The sequence below is a fragment of the Pedobacter sp. L105 genome (genome assembly GCF_009765875.1).
Lineage (GTDB): Bacteria > Bacteroidota > Bacteroidia > Sphingobacteriales > Sphingobacteriaceae > Pedobacter.
Genome location: NZ_LMUP01000004.1, coordinates 395,888 through 415,586 on the forward strand (window position 1 = coordinate 395,888; position 19,699 = coordinate 415,586).

17 protein-coding genes are annotated in these 19,699 nt (G+C 39.7%); 10 read left to right on the forward strand and 7 right to left on the reverse strand.

Going from position 1 to position 19,699, the window contains the following annotated elements:
- Positions 1-224: 224 nt before the first annotated feature.
- Together carB and GSQ84_RS06835 are read left to right on the forward strand one after the other, a co-directional pair.
- Complete coding sequence (gene carB / locus GSQ84_RS06830; RefSeq protein WP_158796508.1) at positions 225-3,041, forward strand: carbamoyl-phosphate synthase large subunit; 2,817 nt, start codon at positions 225-227, stop codon at positions 3,039-3,041.
- Positions 3,042-3,451: 410 nt separating this feature from the next.
- Positions 3,452-5,425, forward strand: a complete 1,974-nt coding sequence (locus GSQ84_RS06835) for a KUP/HAK/KT family potassium transporter (RefSeq protein WP_158796509.1) — start codon at positions 3,452-3,454, stop codon at positions 5,423-5,425.
- Positions 5,426-5,448: 23 nt separating this feature from the next.
- Here the strand turns inward: GSQ84_RS06835 and radA are convergent, their stop codons facing one another.
- The 4 genes from radA to GSQ84_RS06855 form a co-directional block, all read right to left on the reverse strand.
- Positions 5,449-6,825, reverse strand: a complete 1,377-nt coding sequence (gene radA / locus GSQ84_RS06840) for a DNA repair protein RadA (RefSeq protein ID WP_158796510.1) — start codon at positions 6,823-6,825, stop codon at positions 5,449-5,451.
- Positions 6,826-6,946: 121 nt separating this feature from the next.
- Positions 6,947-8,497: an Rne/Rng family ribonuclease gene (locus GSQ84_RS06845; protein ID WP_158796511.1), complete on the reverse strand. Its 1,551-nt coding sequence runs from the start codon at positions 8,495-8,497 to the stop codon at positions 6,947-6,949.
- A 252-nt stretch (positions 8,498-8,749) separates the two neighbouring features.
- Positions 8,750-9,613: a M48 family metallopeptidase gene (locus GSQ84_RS06850; RefSeq protein ID WP_158796512.1), complete on the reverse strand. Its 864-nt coding sequence runs from the start codon at positions 9,611-9,613 to the stop codon at positions 8,750-8,752.
- Positions 9,614-9,620: 7 nt separating this feature from the next.
- Positions 9,621-9,923: an HU family DNA-binding protein gene (locus GSQ84_RS06855; protein ID WP_041883022.1), complete on the reverse strand. Its 303-nt coding sequence runs from the start codon at positions 9,921-9,923 to the stop codon at positions 9,621-9,623.
- 215 nt (positions 9,924-10,138) lie between these two features.
- Between GSQ84_RS06855 and mutY the strand changes: the two genes are divergently transcribed.
- Positions 10,139-11,188: an A/G-specific adenine glycosylase gene (gene mutY, locus GSQ84_RS06860; protein WP_158796513.1), complete on the forward strand. Its 1,050-nt coding sequence runs from the start codon at positions 10,139-10,141 to the stop codon at positions 11,186-11,188.
- A 13-nt stretch (positions 11,189-11,201) separates the two neighbouring features.
- Entirely contained in the window at positions 11,202-11,630 is a 429-nt protein-coding gene (locus GSQ84_RS06865) for a single-stranded DNA-binding protein (RefSeq protein WP_158796514.1), read from the forward strand.
- 71 nt (positions 11,631-11,701) lie between these two features.
- Here GSQ84_RS06865 and GSQ84_RS06870 read toward each other — a convergent pair whose 3' ends face one another.
- Positions 11,702-13,159 (reverse strand): DUF4270 domain-containing protein, encoded by a 1,458-nt coding sequence (locus GSQ84_RS06870; RefSeq protein WP_158796515.1) that lies wholly within the window; start codon positions 13,157-13,159, stop codon positions 11,702-11,704.
- Between the two features lie 22 nt (positions 13,160-13,181).
- The gene (locus GSQ84_RS06875; RefSeq protein WP_254070797.1) at positions 13,182-14,006 is read right to left on the reverse strand and encodes a glycogen/starch synthase; all 825 of its coding nucleotides are present in this window, start codon (positions 14,004-14,006) and stop codon (positions 13,182-13,184) included.
- A gap of 149 nt (positions 14,007-14,155) precedes the next feature.
- Between GSQ84_RS06875 and panC the strand changes: the two genes are divergently transcribed.
- The 5 genes from panC (at position 14,156) to GSQ84_RS06900 (ending at position 18,807) form a co-directional block, all read left to right on the forward strand.
- The gene (panC, locus tag GSQ84_RS06880) at positions 14,156-14,995 is read left to right on the forward strand and encodes a pantoate--beta-alanine ligase (RefSeq protein ID WP_158796517.1); all 840 of its coding nucleotides are present in this window, start codon (positions 14,156-14,158) and stop codon (positions 14,993-14,995) included.
- 44 nt (positions 14,996-15,039) lie between these two features.
- Complete coding sequence (panD, locus tag GSQ84_RS06885; RefSeq protein ID WP_158796518.1) at positions 15,040-15,390, forward strand: aspartate 1-decarboxylase; 351 nt, start codon at positions 15,040-15,042, stop codon at positions 15,388-15,390.
- A gap of 258 nt (positions 15,391-15,648) precedes the next feature.
- The gene (locus GSQ84_RS06890; protein ID WP_158796519.1) at positions 15,649-16,788 is read left to right on the forward strand and encodes an acyl-CoA dehydrogenase; all 1,140 of its coding nucleotides are present in this window, start codon (positions 15,649-15,651) and stop codon (positions 16,786-16,788) included.
- Between the two features lie 749 nt (positions 16,789-17,537).
- Positions 17,538-17,849 (forward strand): hypothetical protein, encoded by a 312-nt coding sequence (locus GSQ84_RS06895; protein WP_158796520.1) that lies wholly within the window; start codon positions 17,538-17,540, stop codon positions 17,847-17,849.
- Between the two features lie 10 nt (positions 17,850-17,859).
- Positions 17,860-18,807 (forward strand): hypothetical protein, encoded by a 948-nt coding sequence (locus GSQ84_RS06900; protein WP_158796521.1) that lies wholly within the window; start codon positions 17,860-17,862, stop codon positions 18,805-18,807.
- Positions 18,808-18,899: 92 nt separating this feature from the next.
- On the opposite strand, the gene GSQ84_RS06905 is transcribed toward GSQ84_RS06900, so the two are convergent.
- Positions 18,900-19,238: a phage holin family protein gene (locus GSQ84_RS06905; protein WP_158796522.1), complete on the reverse strand. Its 339-nt coding sequence runs from the start codon at positions 19,236-19,238 to the stop codon at positions 18,900-18,902.
- Positions 19,239-19,256: 18 nt separating this feature from the next.
- On the opposite strand from GSQ84_RS06905, the gene GSQ84_RS06910 reads away from it, so the two are divergent.
- Positions 19,257-19,691 carry a hypothetical protein gene (locus GSQ84_RS06910; protein WP_158796523.1) on the forward strand — a complete coding sequence of 145 codons (435 nt, stop codon included), beginning with the start codon at positions 19,257-19,259 and terminating at the stop codon, positions 19,689-19,691.
- The last annotated feature ends 8 nt before the right edge of the window (positions 19,692-19,699 follow it).

Genomic DNA, 19,699 nt, shown 5'->3' on the forward strand with positions numbered 1-19,699 from the left:
GCAAAAATAACTAGTTTAGCGTCATATGAGTGCGTTTTTTTAACAGAATTGCTTAATCATTTCTTTTTTTTAAAATCTGAAACTTATGTCGCCTAAAACTGTATCTTTGCATCCCGACAGAAGAGTCGGGATTCTTTATACTATAGCACAGAAAATCTCGCCAGCTATCAGGTCTTACAAGACCAGCATTTATTTATAAATACTTTAGACTTTTTTAAAGCCTTATGCCTAAAGACACCTCCATACGTTCAGTATTGATCATCGGATCTGGACCTATTATCATTGGCCAAGCCTGTGAGTTTGACTACGCAGGATCCCAGGCTGCATTATCCTTAAAAGATGAAGGAATTGAAGTTTCTATTATAAACTCCAATCCGGCTACTATCATGACTGATAAGGTAATTGCAGACCACGTTTATCTCAGACCATTAACAGTGGCTTCTATCGAAGAAATTCTGATAGAACGTAAAATTGACGCTGTATTACCTACTATGGGTGGTCAGACAGCCTTAAATCTTTGTATCGAAGCAGAAGAGCGCGGCATCTGGGAAAAATATGGTGTCAGGATCATTGGTGTTGATACTGCTGCAATTGAGAAAACTGAGAACAGGGAAGCCTTCCGCCAATTAATGGTAGATATAGGCGTAGGTGTTGCACCTTCAAAAATCGCGAACTCCTTCCTTGAAGGTAAAGAAGCGGCTCAGGAAATAGGTTATCCACTGGTTATTCGTCCTTCTTATACCTTAGGCGGATCAGGTGGTGGTTTTGTCCACAAAAAAGAAGAATTTGACGCCGCCCTTAAACGTGGTTTAGAAGCCTCTCCAACACATGAAGTGCTGGTAGAAAAAGCGGTTTTAGGCTGGAAAGAATATGAGCTGGAGTTATTAAGAGATAGCAATGATAATGTAATCATCATTTGCTCTATTGAAAACTTCGACCCAATGGGTATCCATACCGGTGATTCGATCACGGTTGCTCCTGCGATGACCTTATCCGACAGGTGTTACCAGGATATGCGTAACCAGGCGATAAAAATGATGCGCGCCATAGGTAATTTTGCCGGCGGATGTAACGTACAGTTCTCGGTTAATCCTGATAACGACGATATCATTGCTATTGAAATTAACCCAAGGGTTTCCCGCTCATCTGCATTAGCAAGTAAAGCTACAGGTTATCCTATTGCTAAAATAGCTTCTAAACTGGCTATCGGTTATAACCTGGATGAACTGGAGAACCAGATCACCAAAACTACCTCTGCTTATTTTGAGCCTACGCTGGATTACGTGATCGTAAAAGTTCCAAGATGGAACTTTGATAAATTTAAAGGTGCTAATATGGAGCTTGGCCTGCAGATGAAATCTGTTGGTGAGGTAATGGCCATCGGCCGTACTTTCATTGAAGCCCTGCAAAAAGCTTGTCAGAGTCTGGAGATCGGTCGCGCAGGTTTAGGCGCTGATGGCAAACATGTACGTAACATAGAAGACATCATGCACGGTTTGGAGCATCCAAGCTGGAACCGCCTGTTCCTGATCAAAGATGCGATGACGATGGGCGTTCCATTGGAATCTATTCGTAAAGTAACCAGAATTGACAAATGGTTCTTGTCACAGATTCAGGAACTGGTTTTCCTGGAAACTGAACTGAAACGTTATTCTTTAAATAATATTCCAAAGGATTTCTTCTTTACCCTGAAACAAAAAGGATTCTCTGATATCCAGATCGCTTACCTGTTAGGTAACGTAACGGAAGATGAGGTGTATGACCGCAGAAAATCTTTAGGCATCAAACGTGTGTATAAGATGGTGGATACCTGTGCTGCTGAGTTTAATGCACAAACCCCATATTATTACTCTACTTTTGAAGACGAAAACGAATCTATATCATCCGATAAAAAGAAAGTGATTGTATTGGGATCAGGCCCTAACCGTATAGGTCAGGGTATTGAGTTTGACTACTCTTGCGTGCACGGTTTACTGGCAGCAAAAGAAAGCGGATTTGAAGCGATCATGATCAACTGTAATCCTGAAACGGTTTCTACCGATTTCAATATGGCAGATAAGTTATACTTTGAGCCGGTATTCTGGGAGCATGTACGTGAGATCATTGAGCTGGAAAACCCGGTAGGAGTGATCGTACAATTAGGCGGACAGACTGCTTTGAAAATGGCAGAGAAACTGGATGGCATGGGCATAAAGATCATCGGTACTTCTTACAATGACATGGACGTAGCAGAAGACCGCGGACGTTTCTCTGACTTGTTAAAAGAATTGGATATTCCATATCCTAAGTATGGTGTTGCCGAAAATGCCGAAGAAGCTATCGTTGTAGCTAATGAAGTTGGTTACCCGGTACTGGTTCGTCCTAGTTATGTATTAGGCGGACAGGGAATGAGCATTGTGATCAATGATGAAGACCTGGAAAAAGCAGTAGTTAAATTATTGGGCGACCTTCCTGGTAACAGGGTACTGATTGATCATTTCTTAGACAGAGCTGAAGAAACAGAATCTGATTCGATCAGCGATGGTGAGGACGTTCATATTGTAGGTTTAATGGAACACATCGAGCCTGCGGGAATCCACTCCGGAGATTCATTTGCAGTATTGCCTCCATTTGGTCTTTCTGAAAAAGTAATGAACGATATGGAGACCTACTCTAAGAAAATCGCCAGGGCTTTGAATGTAATCGGACTGCTGAACATTCAGTTTGCTGTTAAAAATGAGAAAGTTTATGTGATAGAAGCAAATCCAAGAGCTTCCAGGACAGTTCCTTTTATTGCCAAGGCTTACGATGTTCCTTATATCAATATCGCTGCTAAGATCATGTTAGGGGTAAATAAATTGAAAGACTTTACTATTGAGCGTAAGCTGGTAGGTTATGCAATTAAAGAACCTGTTTTCTCTTATGATAAATTTCCTGAAGTACCTAAAGAATTAGGCCCGGAAATGAAATCTACAGGAGAGTCTATCCGTTTCATTAAAGATCTGGAAGATCCTTACTTCTTAAAGTTATACAAAGACAAATCGATGTACTTATCTAAGTAATCATCATATTTTTATTAGAGGCCTGCTGATGAAGCGGGCCTTTTTTATGTATAGCGGTTTTTAAATGGATTCTGTCGGCTATTTTGGCATTACCCAAGCGTGCTATTTTGGAATTTACCCTGCCATTTTGAAAATTTCACAACATTTTATGTTTTTATATCACCCAGAAAGCCAAAGCGTGATACTTTTCCCTTCCAAAATGAAAAACAACCCTTCCATTTTGGAAGGGTGTAAAAGTTACACTCAATGATTTTAAATTTTTATTGACTGATTGTTAGTTAGTTAAATGTATATTTATTTTATGGCATTTGAATTGGATATGGTGCAGCAAAATCAAGTGTCACTTATTTTACATTTTACCTAAGATTTTGACCCTTCCTTTTATACATAACAGTTGCTAAAATTCAACAATGAACATCAATCTTAAAAAACTATCTGCCGCTGGCATGTTAGTTACGCTGGGTATCATCTTCGGTGACATAGGAACATCACCACTCTACACTTTTCAGGTTTTATTAAAAGAAGGCGGGCAGGTTAATCAGGCTTTAGTATTGGGTGCTATCTCCTGTGTATTCTGGACCTTAACGCTTCAAACCACTTTTAAGTACATTTTTATCACGCTTCAGGCAGATAATAAAGGCGAAGGAGGAATCTTTTCACTCTATGCTCTGGTGAAACGGTATGGAAAATGGCTGGCTATTCCTGCAATTATCGGGGCTGGTACGCTGCTGGCCGATGGGATCATCACCCCCCCAATCTCTGTTACCTCTGCTATCGAAGGATTGAGCCTCGTACCGGCGCTTTCTCATATTATTGTTCCGGGCAATCACCTGATCCTGCTGATCGTTATCACGATTATTGTATTGTTATTCTTTTTCCAGCAATTTGGAACTAAGGTGATCGGTGCGTCTTTCGGGCCGATTATGTTATGCTGGTTTTTAATGATCGCTGTTTTAGGCTTTATCCAGGTGATACAATATCCTGGAATATTTAAAGCTTTAAGTCCTTATTATGGCATCAAACTGCTGGTAGAACATCCAAATGGGTTCTGGTTATTGGGTGCGGTATTTTTATGTACTACCGGAGCAGAAGCTTTATATTCTGACCTTGGCCATTGCGGACGTAAAAACATCCAGGTAAGCTGGATCTTTGTTAAAACGGCGTTGGTATTAAATTATCTTGGACAAGGTGCATGGGTTTTAATGCAAAAACCAAACATGGATTTTACCGGAATTAATCCATTCTTCCAGATCGTTCCCCATTTATACCTGATCCCTGTAGTTGCCATTGCAACTATGGCTACGATTATTGCCAGCCAGGCGCTGATATCCGGTTCATTTACCCTGATCAGTGAAGCGGTAAGTATGAACTTTTGGCCAAAGATTACCATCAAATACCCTACCGATGTACGTGGTCAGATCTACATCCCCAGTATCAACTGGTTATTGTGCTTTGGCTGTATCGCGGTATCCCTTTATTTCAGGACATCAGAGAATATGACGGCCGCTTATGGATTCTCCATCACGATTGCCATGCTCATGACCACCATTCTGATGTATTATTTTATGCGTTATGTGAAACACTGGCCGGTTTGGCTGGTGGTGATCATCGTTTGCATCTTTGGTATTGTAGAGCTGTCGTTCTTCACAGCAAACTCTGTGAAAATTGTAAAAAGGTTATTCTTTCTGGTATTTGAAGTAGGCCTGATCTTTACCATGTTTGTCTGGTTCAAAGCCCGTAAGATCACCAATCGTTTCTTAACTTTCATTGATTTGAATGAGCAGATCCCGATGCTGAATGCGTTAAGTAACGATCAATCCATCGCTAAATATTGTACACACTTAATTTATCTGACCAAAGCCAATAACGAGAAACAGATAGAGCAGAAGATCCTGTACTCCATTTTCAGCCGTAATCCAAAACGGGCGGATGTCTATTGGTTTGTTCATATTGAACGTACGGATGAACCCTATACGATGGAATATATGGTTCAGCACCTGGATGACGATAAGATTATCCGTGTTGAATTCCGCCTAGGTTTCCGTATCCATCCAAGGATCAATGTGCTGTTCAGGAAAGTGGTACAGGAAATGGTGGCCAACAAAGAGATTGACATTACCAGTAAATACGATTCCCTGAACAGGTTTAACCTGGCGGCAGATTTTCGCTTTGTGATCATGGAAAAATTCCTTTCTTATGAAAATGAATTCAGCTTAAAAGATGGGTTTATCCTGAGAAGTTATTTTACGATCAAGAAACTTGCCCAGACTGATACCAAAGCTTTTGGTTTGGACACCAGTGAAACTGTTCTGGAGAAAATCCCCTTGGTAGTTTATCCGGTAGCGAATATCCATTTAAAACGCATTCCTGCACCCCAGGGATAATCATAAACGATGTATTTGCATTGTTATCCAAATAACAATGCAAATACATCTTCAATTTTACTCACACCTGTAATTTCAATATTGTACCGGTCGGTAATCAATCCCTTCAGGTTATAATTAGAAACAAATATCCTTTCAAAGCCCAGTTTATCTGCTTCAGATATCCGCTGCTCAATACGGTTTACCGCCCTGATCTCTCCTGACAGACCTACTTCTGCGGCAAAACAGATCTTGGATGAAATGAAGATATCTTCATGGGAAGAAATAATGGCAGCCAGTATCGCCAGGTCAATCGCCGGGTCTTCTACTTTAATACCGCCGGCAAGATTCAGGAATACATCCCTTAAGCTTAATTTGAAACCACAACGTTTTTCCAGTACGGCCAGCAGCATATTCATCCTTCGGGTATCAAAACCCGTAGCAGAACGCTGAGGCGTTCCAAATGCCGCGGTGCTCACCAATGCCTGCGTTTCAATTAACATCGGCCTTGCGCCTTCTAAAGTGGCTGCTATTGCGATACCGCTTAGCTCTTCATCCCTCTGGGACAATAGAATTTCTGAGGGATTGGATACCTGTCTTAATCCGCCACTGTGCATGGCATAGATACCCAGCTCTGCAGCTGCACCAAATCTGTTTTTTACCGACCGTAAAATACGGTAAACATGATGTCTGTCGCCTTCAAACTGTAATACGGTGTCAACCATATGTTCCAGGATTTTAGGCCCTGCAATTGCTCCGTCTTTGGTGATATGGCCAATCAGGAATACAGGTGTATCTGTCTCCTTGGCAAAACGTAAAAGTTCTGCGGTACATTCCCTTACCTGTGATACGCTTCCCGGTGTAGATTCGATATGGGCAGAATGTAAGGTTTGTATGGAATCAACGATAATGATATCCGGTTCAAGTTGTTCGATCTGTTTGAATATATTTTGTGTAGAGGTTTCTGTGAGAATATAACAATCTGCTGTAGGGCTGTCGGTAATCCGTTCTGCGCGCATTTTGATCTGCTGTTCGCTCTCCTCACCGGAAATATACAATACCTTTTTTCCGGCAATATTCAGGGCAAGCTGAAGCATCAGCGTGGATTTACCTATACCGGGTTCTCCACCAATCAGGATCACCGATCCGGCCACCAGGCCACCGCCCAGTACACGGTCAAGCTCAAGGTCGCTGGTAGAGATCTTCTGCTCTGAAGAAGATACGATATCGTTAATCTTATTAGGTTTATTGGATCTTTTGGTAGATCCGGTGGTTTCCCACGCCGGAACCTTAGCGCCAGGTTTTTCAACGATCTCTTCTACAAAAGTATTCCAGGAATTACAGGAAGGGCATTTGCCAAGCCATTTGGCAGATTCATAACCACAACTCTGACAAAAATATGCTGATTTAGTTTTAGCCAATGGATTTGATTTTAAACGAATTTAAAGGTATTAAATTAATCATAAAAGAATTGTCATAACATGACTAAGCCTGACTACTTTTCAGCAATCAGGCTTAGTCATTATGTTTTGAACACGAGATCTACAATTTTATTTCTTCGTCTTTAGAGGAGATAAAATGGAACTCTGTTAATAAGTAAGACGGAACCGACTTTACTTTAATTTTTTGTCCGAATTTAAAGAACCATTTCCATTGTAAGGAGTAAATACCTTTTTTAATGAAAGCTTCAATGTATGGATGTACACAAAGCGTAATATTCTTTTCGTTTTGCTCCCTCAGGATGTAATTCATGTTGCTTTCAATATCATCCATTAAAACGATACTGGCTTTAATTTCCCCGGTGCCGTGGCACATTGGACAAACTTCACTGGTTACAATATTCATTTCAGGGCGGACACGCTGACGTGTAATTTGTACCAGGCCGAATTTACTTGGTGGCAGAATAGTGTGTTTAGCACGATCCAGTGTCATCAATTCTCTCAGGTAATCAAAAAGCATTTTACGGTTTACCGGTTTGTGCATGTCGATAAAATCGATCACTACAATTCCGCCCATATCACGCAGCCTGAGCTGACGGGCAATTTCTTTTGCGGCTTCTTTATTTACCTGCAAAGCATTGTCTTCCTGGTTCTCTTTGTTGGCCGTTCTGTTCCCGCTGTTTACGTCAACAACATGGAGCGCTTCCGTATGTTCAACAACCAGATAAGCACCGCCTGCAAGGTTCACCGTTTTACCAAATCCATTCTTAATCTGCTTTTCGATACCGAAATGCTCAAAGATGGGTTCTTTGTGTTTGTAAGGCTTTACGATTTTCTCCATTTCAGGAGAGATCTCATGCACATAAGAACGGATATCTTCATACAAACCTGCATCGTTCACATACACATTGGTGAAATCCGAACTTAAGATATCACGGATCAGTGTAGATGTCCTGTCCATTTCTCCCCAAACACGTTTGGAAGGTTCTGCATCAGGCAGCTTTTTAATAAAGGTTTCCCATTTGGATACTGAATCCAGTAAATCCTTTTGTAGTTCTTCTACACCTTTGCCCTCAGAAACCGTTCTGATGATCACTCCAAAATTCTTAGGCTTAATACTTTCGATAATCTTTTTTAAACGATTACGTTCGGTATTGCTCTTAATTTTTTTGGAAATTGAAATTACATTGGAAAACGGGACCAATACGATGTACCGTCCTGCAATAGAAAGATCAGAGCTTAAACGCGGTCCTTTTGTTGAAATAGGCTCTTTAGCTATTTGAACAGGTATAAGCATGTTTTTGGAGACAACCTCAGATATTTTGCCAGCCTTGTTGATATCGGCTTCAAGCTTTAAATTGTCTAATAATGTTCCACTAACAGTGCCATTCCGCTTAATTTTTGTAAGCTTTAATAGAGATTGAACTTGCGGACCAAGATCGAAATAATGCAAAAAGGCATCTTTTTCATAACCCACATCTACAAACGCAGCATTTAGCCCCGGCATTATTTTCTTAATGCGGCCTAAATAGATGTCGCCAACGGCGTAATTTGTATTAATGAGTTCCTTGTGAAGTTCTACAAGCTGCTTATCTTCAATCAAAGCTATGGTCACCCCCGAGGGAGTTGAATCGATAATTAATTCCTTTACCAAAAGCTGTACATTTTAAAGGGTAAATCCCTTATTAAACATGGACTGAATATAAAAAAACAGATCAACGAGTAAGAGATACCAAAAGCAAATCTGGTATCTCTTACTCGTTGATCATGAAGAAAAAAACCTATTTTTTCTTATGCCTGTTTTTTCTTAAACGCTTTTTACGTTTGTGGGTGGCCATTTTATGTCTTTTTCTTTTTTTACCGCTTGGCATAATTGTGAGGTTTAAATATTTTTAAAATTTGTTTATTAGTTTTTGTTTTTCAACTCGGCTACCTTTTTATCAATGAAAGTTGATAAAGTTGGATTGGCCGCCAGCTTCTTGCTATTCAGGTAAGCTTCAACAGCTTCCTTGTTTTTACCCAGGTTCTCATAAGCAGTACCCAGATAAAAATAAGCATCTGGTGAAGGCTTAATGGCAATGATGCTGTTAAACCTGGTAATAGCTTTATCAAACTGTCCGGATTTGATTGCAAAAGTTCCTAGACTCATGTTTGCTTTCATGTTCTTCGGATCTTTTTTAACTACGTCCAGTAACATCGCTATTCCTGACATTGGGGCACCCATTCCGTTAACAATGGTAATTCCCAGTCCTGTTCTGGCTTCCAGATTTGCTGAGTCCAGCGCAACAGCATTGGTATACGCTGTGTTGGCTTTCTGCAACAATACAGGACCGATTAAACTGTCCTGTGTATTGTCAAATGCTTTCAGCAATCCACCGCCAGCAGCTAACCAGTTTGTCAGGTTTCGCTGTTTGTTGGCAACGATTTCAAGATACAATGCACTTGGGGTGGCTTGCTCAACGTCATCCCATTTTTGGGCAAGAACCTTCGCATCGCCTAACTGCTCATCATCAGATGCAGTTTTATATGCATTTTCCAATGTAGTGATTTCTGCAGCCAGATTTGCATTAATTGAATTTTTGGCAGCGGTAGAAACCTCCGTCAAATTAATTGTACTCCCCGCCGAAGTGAGCTGGCCACCCGCGGGCATACCACTTGCTTGCTTCTTTGGCTTCACTAAACCCTTAATATCTCTCGTAAACAAAAATACTGCAAGTAGAATAACTACACTGATAATAATTGTTTGTTTAGACCGGATAGAGTTCATCATGAGCAGATTAAGCTTCTACGCTTAGTTTTTTTGAGTTGTTTTTCACTTTATCAACAAATACTTTTGCTGGTTTAAAACTTGGAACAAAATGCTCAGGAATAATAATTGCAGTGTTTTTAGAAATGTTTCTAGCAGTTTTCTGCGCTCTCTTTTTAACAACAAAGCTTCCAAAACCTCTTACGTAAACATTTTCGCCACCGATCATGCTACTTTTGATCACTTTGAAAAACGCCTCAACGGTTTCTTGTACGTCTACTTTTTCAATTCCTGTTTTTGTTGATATCTCGGAAATAATATCTGCCTTAGTCATATTTTTCTATTATTAATTGTTGTGTGTTTAAATATTATAAGTGATTTGGGGTTGCAAAAGTATTGCTTTTTAATGAGATAGGAAAATAAAAGATCAATTATTTATCTCAATTTGTATCAGAGAACTGCAAGTTTTATTGGTAACTCTATTTTCCCGAAGATAAATAATAAATTATAAATGAATAAATTGATGGATTTGACTGTATTTTTGGGGTTATGGCATTTCAGGAAGAGATCATCAGTTGGTATCTGACCAACAAAAGAAGCCTCCCATGGAGAGATACACAAGAAGCATATGTGATATGGCTCTCGGAGATTATATTGCAGCAAACAAGGGTGGAGCAGGGGCTGCCTTACTTTAACCGTTTTCTGGAAGCTTATCCTACAGTGTCTGATTTTGCCGCTGCTACCGAAACGCAGATCCTAAAGTTGTGGCAGGGATTGGGCTATTATTCCCGTGGCAGAAATATGCTTTTCACCGCAAGGCAGATTGAAGAATTGCACGGTGGTATTTTCCCCGTGGCTTATGATGAGCTGATCAAGTTGAAGGGAATAGGCGAATATACCGCCGCTGCCATCTCTTCTTTTTCTTCCGGTGAAGCAAAAGCTGTACTTGATGGGAATGTTTTTCGCTTATTGTCGAGGTATTTTGGCATTACAGCGCCAATAAATAGTACCCCAGGGAAGAAACAGTTTTCTGAACTGGCACAATCGTTAATCCCACCTGCAGATGCAGCCCTGTATAACCAGTCGATCATGGAGTTTGGTGCATTGCAATGTAAGCCCAAATCGCCGGATTGTCCTTCCTGCCCGCTGCAGCTTTCCTGTTATGCAAGAAACAACGATTTGATAGGCATGCTTCCTGTGAAGTTAAAAAAGCTAACCGTAAAAACCCGTTTTATCAATTATTTCATTTGCCGCCAGGGAGATGAAATTTTAGTGAATAAAAGGATTAAGGAAGATATCTGGCAGCACTTATATGATTTCCCCAGGATCGAGACTACTGAACCGGCGGATATGTTCAATGGAGCGTTCATCGAAGAGGTTAAACAAAATTTTGGTGAGGCTGTAACCCTGCTTCCTTTGCTGGAAATGAAACATTTGCTCACTCACCAAATTATATACGTTCAGTTTTTTGCTTTAGATAATTATATCATTAACTTTAATATTAACGCAGAAGCAAAATGGGTCTCCTGGACTGATTTTGACGAACTGCCCCAACCAAAAATTCTAACCAAATTTATTAACTTCTATTTTAACAAATAGTAAACTCCAAATCATGTCAGGTATTAACAAAGTAATTTTAGTAGGACATTTAGGCAAGGATCCTGAAGTTCGTCACTTAGATGGTGGTGTAACCGTTGCCAGCTTTCCATTGGCTACATCAGAAACCTATAATAAGGAAGGCAAACGGATTGAGCAAACGGAATGGCATAACATTGTGCTGTGGAGAGGATTAGCCGAAGTGGCCTCTAAATATCTGCAAAAGGGGAAGCTCGTTTACATAGAAGGAAAACTGCGCACCCGCTCATTTGAAGACCGGGAAAAGATAAAAAAATACGTGACCGAGGTAGTGGCCGAAAATTTCACGATCCTGGGACGCAAAAGTGATTTTGAAAATACACCGGTAACCAACAGTAATTCTACGCCTAAAAGCGAAAACGAATATATTGATGAGGAAGGTATATCAGGCGATCTGCCTTTTTAGTTCAGATTATTTATAAACGAGAAAGGCTGCCCCATCCAGGCAGCCTTTCTCGTTTATAAGGGTTTTGATTTCTACTTGGTAGTCGTACCGGTTTTAACGTAGTAGATATTTAATCTAATTTTTCTGTTATTGGTATTGGAGCCTGCTCCAATTACAACTCTGCCCGCAGTATTGGGTGTAGGGTATATATCAAACTCACTAAAAGCAGTAGGGGCCAGATATGTGCCGTAATCAATCTGTTTTCCATCTATAATGTCCTGTACATAATCCGTTACGGTAAACGTATAAGTTTTACTAGGGTAAAACATCCCGCCAAATGGAATTCCGGAAGTAACAGGACGTAAATCTCCTGAAGTATTGGTGCTGGAATAAGGATTGTTATCAGGTAAATTTATCCGCTGACCTGCTATGTCGTATCTGTATAAAGACATACGCGCCGGGAATTTGAAAGGAATAGAATCGGTAGGATCAGCAGTGTCGATAACCAATTCTGCTTTATTGATTACAATGTTAGAACCTATCTGTGCTTTCAGCTTACTTAAGTAAGGGAATGAGATTTTAGTTCTTACGCCACCCATTGCCTGCATGTAGGTTGTTTGGTAGACACCTGGGTTAGCTAACTGAGTAGCTACGGGTGTACCGGTATAATTATGCGTTACGGATGCAGCAATTGGGTTACTTGTACCGATAATTGGAAAATCAGCTACTACTGTATCTCTTTTTGTAGCTGTCGTTGCATCCTGGTTCTTGTAGTAGATCTGCAAATTCGAAACAGTAGTAGTAAAATCCAGGAACATCATGGCACCGTGCGCATTTGTTGTCGTCGCAGTAACTTTTAATCCTTTAAAGGCCATGTTAAATTTATAATCACTGGTCAGCAGTAAAGAATCGAGACCCAGGATTTTACTTTGGATTAGAGCTGGGTTCAATTTAATCCGGAGCTGTGGTTCTACCACTACTGCTGTATCTGGTGCGCCGGTAATAACACTGATTACTTTAAATTTTGTATTTGGTTTAACAGCACCAGTGAAAGTACCTAATACGTCGCCTGAAGGGTAGACCTGATTATCAAGGAAAGTACTGTATGTTTTTAAACTGGTAGTCAGCTGGCTTACTGTGATATTAAATACAGATGTACTGTCACCATAAAACTCACGGTTCTTGACCATTGCACTGTCTGTAGAAAAAGGCATAACCAGTACTACAGAGTCAATTACGGGAAGTTTACCAAAACTATAAGCCGCTGATGCAGGTAAATTAACAGCTAAAGCTAAACTGGAAGTTGTGATACCAAATACCGGATCATTCAAATAACCTAATGGGTATCGGGCAATTGCTACGGCAGAGGAATAAGTTGATGCCGGAATTTCTGTAACCGTATTCGAGGTAACTGTAACCGTATCCAGAAGGGTCCCTGTAATCTTACTGGTACCATCCAAATTTAAACCAATTGTACTGGCGTCTTTACAAGACGATAAAAGAAAAAGACTTATCAACAGGGTCAATAAGTCTAGTTTTGAAAATTTCATATTTAATTTAATAATTCCTGTGTTATGCGATTGAAACCAATTCTTCAGTCGAAATTTCCTCATATAATGAATAGAAGTTTTCGAAATTCTCGGTTAAATTAAAGGCTAAAGTTGGTTTATTTGAATCTTTAACAAATTTTAACACATTCTCATCAATCTTTTCATCTGCTAATACCACTGCGTCAGAGTAAGTTATCGCGCCAATATGTAATGTATTGGCGTCTGCATTTTCAAACACTTTAGTGTCGTCTGTAGTCATGTTGTTCATGATTGCTTTTTTATGCAGGTCTGCATTCAAAGTTTCTGTAAAGCAGTTTTCATACACGGAATAAACAACTTTAGAATTTTTAAAAGTCGGATCGTTCTTGTAAGAAGTTTTGATATACGCAGGAACCAGTGCAGTCATCCAGCCATGGCAGTGAACAATGTCAGGGGCCCAGCCTAATTTTTTAACCGTTTCCAATGCACCTTTACAGAAGAAGATCGTTCTTTCGTCGTTATCTGCATAAAACTTATTCTCCTTATCTCTGAAAACATGCTTACGCTGGAAGTAATCTTCATTGTCGAGAAAATACACCTGCATACGGGCTGCCGGGATTGAGGCGACCTTGATAATCAGTGGATTGTCATTATCATCAATCATGATGTTCATCCCCGATAAACGAATTACTTCGTGTAATCTGTTCCTTCTTTCATTGATGTTTCCGAACCTTGGCATCAGAATACGGATTTCAAATCCTTTTTCCTGCATTGCCTGTGGTAACTGACGGGTGATCTCTGAAATTTTGGTGAGTTCGAGGAAAGGCGACATCTCGTGTGTAACAATCAGTAGCTTCGTTTTTGCCATCTCCATATTTGTGAATAAATATTTATGTTAAAGAAAAGATAATCAAGGGGCAAAGGTAAGCAATTTATTCAAATTTATCAATATCTTGGCCCTATGTTTTGTTGGGAATATTTAAATAACCAAATTGCACCCGAAATATAAAACCTGGTTTGGAAGTTATACATACAATAACAGCATTAAAAATGCTGCTGGAGCCACGCAAATTGGCTCAACAAAAAATTGCATTGGTACCTACTATGGGCGCTTTGCACAAAGGACACGTCTCTCTAATTAAGATTGCTCAGCAATACGCAGACATCGTTGTATGCAGTATTTTTGTAAATCCCACACAATTTACCGACCCCAAAGATCTGGAGAAATATCCTCGTCCGTTGGAACACGATATCGAAATGTTACAGGAAGCAGGCTGTGATTTTGTTTTTATGCCTTTAGTGAAAGAAATGTACCCCGCTCCTGAGCAGTGGCACATCGATTTAGGGAATGCAGAATTTTTACTGGAGGGGGAGTTTAGAAAAGGGCATTACCAGGGAGTAACGCAGATTGTTAAAAAACTTTTTGATGCGGTAGATCCCGACCTTGCTTTTTTCGGACAAAAGGATTTCCAGCAGATCTTAATGATCCGCCAGATGGTGGCTCACTTTGGGCTGACACTGGAGATCATATCCTGCCCAATCATCAGGGAAGACGATGGGCTAGCGATGAGTTCCAGAAATATCCATCTGTCGGCAGAAGACAGAAAAAATGCATTAGTGCTAAACAAAGCACTTCAGTATGTAAAAGATCATTTCAATGATTATAGTATAGAAGAGCTGCTGCAAAAAGCAATTGATATCATCAATAGTACGACCGGAGTGGAGCTTGATTATTTTACCATTGCCAATACAGATACTCTTCTTCCTGAGTATAATAAGGGGGCCAAACAGTTGATTGCATTGGTTGCGGCTAAGGTTGGAGAGACCAGACTCATCGATAACATGATGCTGGACTGACAACAGGTGTAACAAATCAATTAAACTTTATCTAACTTTGCTCTATGATTATCGAGATATTAAAATCGAAAATACACCGTGTTAGGGTAACACAGGCAGAATTAAATTATGTTGGCAGTATCACTATCGATGAAGATCTGATGGATGCCGCTCAGATCATTGCCAATGAAAAGGTGCAGATCGTTAACAATAACAATGGCGCCAGGTTTGAGACCTATGTGATTAAAGGTGAACGGGGTACAGGAACAGTATGTTTAAATGGTGCGACAGCCAGATTGGTGCAGGTAGGGGATATTTTAATTATCATGTCTTACGGATCTCTGCCAATTGAAGAAGCTAAAATGTACCATCCGATACTCGTATTTCCGGATGATAACAACCATCTTTTAAAGTAAATCAAAATATTTTCATTAGGGCATTTGCTGGTTTATCGGAAGTGTTTTTTGAATTTCTTCTAGTTGCCTTCGGCCGGCTTTGCTGGTAATGAAGCTTGGATAAGATAGTTATCGGTTTTTTAAGCTATAATCTTATGCAGATTTCGTCATTGATTTCGTTTTAGCAACAAGCTTTTATTAAAAATGCTATGCAGCCATAGTATTTCCCAATTGGAAATACTAAATTTGGTGAAACGTATTTTTTTAAATATAAAGATTATGCTATTTCAACTCAATGAAGAACAATTGATGATCCAGCAAGCTGCGCGTGATTTTGCACAGCAGGAGCTAAAGCCTGGGGTAATCGAAAGGGATGAACATCAGAAATTTCCGGCAGAGCAGGTAAAGAAACTAGGAGAACTTGGTTTTCTGGGAATGATGGTGTCAGAAGAATTTGGCGGAAGCGGATTAGATGCACTTTCCTATGTGTTAGTGATGGAGGAGCTTTCAAAGGTAGATGCTTCTGCTTCTGTGGTCGTGTCAGTCAATAATTCTTTAGTTTGTTACGGGCTCGAAGCCTATGGCTCCGAATTTCAAAAGAAAAAATATTTGGTACCCTTAGCTTCCGGTCAGCAGATCGGTGCATTTTGCCTTTCAGAACCCGAAGCTGGTTCTGATGCCACTTCACAGCATACTACAGCAGAAGATAAAGGCGATCACTATTTGTTAAACGGAACAAAAAACTGGATCACCAATGGTAGTACAGCCTCTACTTACCTGGTTATTGCACAGACCCATCCTGAATTAAAACATAAAGGAATCAATGCTTTTATTGTAGAGAAAGGAATGGAAGGATTTACGTTAGGGCCTAAAGAAAATAAAATGGGTATCCGTGGTTCAGATACACATTCTTTAATGTTCAGTGATGTAAAAGTACCCAAAGAAAATAGAATTGGAGAGGATGGATTTGGCTTTAAATTTGCTATGAAAACCCTGGAAGGTGGCCGGATAGGTATTGCTGCCCAGGCATTAGGTATTGCAGCCGGAGCTTACGAACTGGCACTGGAGTATTCCAAACAGCGTAAGTCTTTTGGTAAGCCTATTTCTGATCATCAGGCAATAGCTTTTAAGTTAGCAGATATGGCAACACAAATAGAAGCAGCGAGATTACTGGTGTACAAAGCAGCCTGGCTAAAAGACCAGGGTTTATCTTATACGCTTGCCGGCTCTATGGCAAAGTTATATGCTTCAAAAGTAGCGATGGATGTGACTACCGAAGCAGTACAGGTGCATGGCGGTTATGGCTTTGTGAAAGAATATCACGTGGAGCGCTTAATGCGCGATGCAAAGATCACTCAGATCTACGAAGGAACATCAGAGATCCAGCAACTGGTGATCTCCAGGGAAATACTAAGATAGTGAATACCCACGCTTCTATCCTGATAACTCCCATTTAAATAGAAATTTCAGTAAACAGACAAATCCCGCAATAGCTACTGGTTAGATGTTGCCCTGGATTTGTTTGGGAACGCGTTTGTAAGGAGCTTTAATGTTCCCCATTAGTAGTCTTATTGAAGCCCTATCATGTGTACCCCATCTATACCTGATCCGTACCCTAACTATACCCTATGTATACCCCCAGGGGTATACATAGGGTATAGTTAGGGTACTTTTTGAGTATACTTAGGGTAGAGTTGCATGGGCTTCAATAAGGGTACAACAGGAATTCTTTAAGGCTTTATACAAATGCGTTCCCGAACGGTGCTCAGGCATGACCCTGCCGATATATTCCGGAGCTTCGTCTTGAAATTATGAAAATTCTTAGTTTCTGAATTTAAGTAGAAAATAGTATCTAATTTATCAGTCATACTTATCTGGCTATTAATAATCTCTAATATACTGCTCTTGACGGAATATGCATAATAGGCTTTTATGTGAATAGTATAGGTTAATATTTTCTTGATAATAAGGTCAGTATATGATGTAGTTGATTATGGAGAAATAATGCTTTAGTTAATTGATTGTTAATTCTGGTATTATGAATACAAAAGGGTGTAGGCGTTGTTTTTTGAGTTTTGTTTTCTTTAATTGTTTTTTATCAATATTGTTACGAAATAATATTCTCATTATTTATCTATAGTAGTATTTTTGTGAAAATTAAATAATTTATGAAATATAAAACTATCAAATTAACTAAATTTACTCTCCTTCTCTTTGCTGTGTCAATGGGTTTGTATAGCTGTAAAAAAGATGGTGCAACGGATAATAAAGCTGTTGTGCCTGTTTCATCCGTAGGCCAGGTGAATGAACAAAATGTGCTTAAGTATTTATCAATCACATTAGGTGTTTCGCCTAGTGAGATTAAATTTGATCCATCGGACAATGATTATGTTGTAAGAGGGTTAAAATTAAATAAAGATACTGTGTATAGCCAGTATAGTAGAGCTAATGAATATAAACTTAATTTTGAAAAGAAATAAAACGTCAAATATGAAAAAAATAATATTCTTTTTTGTGGCAATCAGTTTTTTTTCCACTACTGTTTTAAAGGCGAGTATTTCCACCGTTTCTTTTGTTGTAACGAATGAGTTGACCGATGGGACATTTTATATCAATCCAAGTACCGGTGGACAAGTTGGTTATAGCTATCGTCTTGCAAGGGGATTTGTTCCTAATACAACTAATTTAGAAGATGGTAGCTGTATAGTTACTTTGGTTATGAAGGTAAGCGGTGCATATCAAAATATTTCTTCTCCATTGAGTATTGCTGATGCAGATTGGCATGGGGAAGACTATTATTTACCAGCTTTTTCGTTATTTGCAACTATCCCAGCTCAGGCTACTTATGGCCCCGTTTATCTAAAAGTTCAACAGGGAACTACGATCACTTACAGCAGTATGTCATATGGCGTTGTAACTGTACCTAGCGCTGGTTTTCCAAGTGGGCTTAACAGTATGGTTCTTCATAGCTATGCTTATCCAAATGTGCCAAGTACAAAGTTTTATCCAAGTAGTACCACTCCTGCTCTTTCAGTTGGTCAATCAATTTATTCTCCTAATAATTTATACCGGCTCACTTTGCAGACAGATGGAAATCTTGTGTTGTATAAAGTTGGTGATGGTAATGCGTTATGGAATAGTCAGACACAGGCAAATTCGATAAAATCAAAGACGCTTTATTTTCAGCCCGATGGTAATCTTGTCCTTTATCAGGGACTTTCAGATGGTGGTCCTTCAAACTGGGCGAGTGGTAGATACGATAGTAGTGGGCAGACCAGCTTGCAGAATAATGCATTTTATGCCTTGCAGGACGATGGTAATTTAGTTTTCTATTTTACATTGGTGCAGGCAGCAACGGGCATAAATTGGTGTTATGTTTTAGGGGAAACCGGAACAAATACCGGGGTCAGTACTCATAACGGAAAGTTAAGTCCTTAAAAGTCATTATTTACTTATTTATAAAAAGGGTCTAAATATGTAATAAGTATATTTGGACCCTTTCTGATTTTATAGAACAAGTAGTTTTGTCATCAATCGCCAGTGATGGCTCCAAAAATCGCTTTAATCAGTGCCACCACAATAGCTAATATAGCTGCAGCAATAAATCCTGAAACGGCAAATCCCGACATATTGTGGGCTACCAAAAGAATCATCAATACAGTGATAACGAATGACATTAACCCCAGGGTGAGGAAATTAATGGGGAAAGTGAGTATTCTTAAAACAAACCCGATCGTTGCATTTGCCAGTGCAATCAGCAGTGCGGCAATGATCGCTGTTCCATAACTGGCGACGTGAACTCCCGGAACGATATGGGCGCCAATCAGCAAAGCAAGCCCCATCAGTAAAATTTCGATAATAATCCTCATTATGTTTAGTTTTATAAAATGTTTAAATGTTTTGTTCTATCGCCGCTACTGTTGCTTTGCGTGATCAGTTTGGTTTCCTGTTCATCTGCAAATAATAAGCCACTTTTGATCAAGTTTTCTCCCGATAGCTCGGCCATTGTGTTTTCTGGTATTGATCCTGCCGGCTTATTGCAGGTGCGAAATATCCCGCATATCGATACTGCATATTCAGCACTGATTTCCATCGTACAACAACCGGCTGAAAATGACTCATCCGCTATGGAACTACCCTTCCCTGGTAAGCTTAGTCTTACAGACAGCACCGTTGTCTTTAAACCATCGACCCCTTTTGTAAAAGGCAGAAGTTATGAGGTTGTATCCTATCTGAATGCAAAATTCAACAATGCTGTGATGCTGTTCAGTGGGAAGTTAAATCACCGTGTTAAACCGGAACAGGCAATTCTTAAACGCTGATAGCTGAG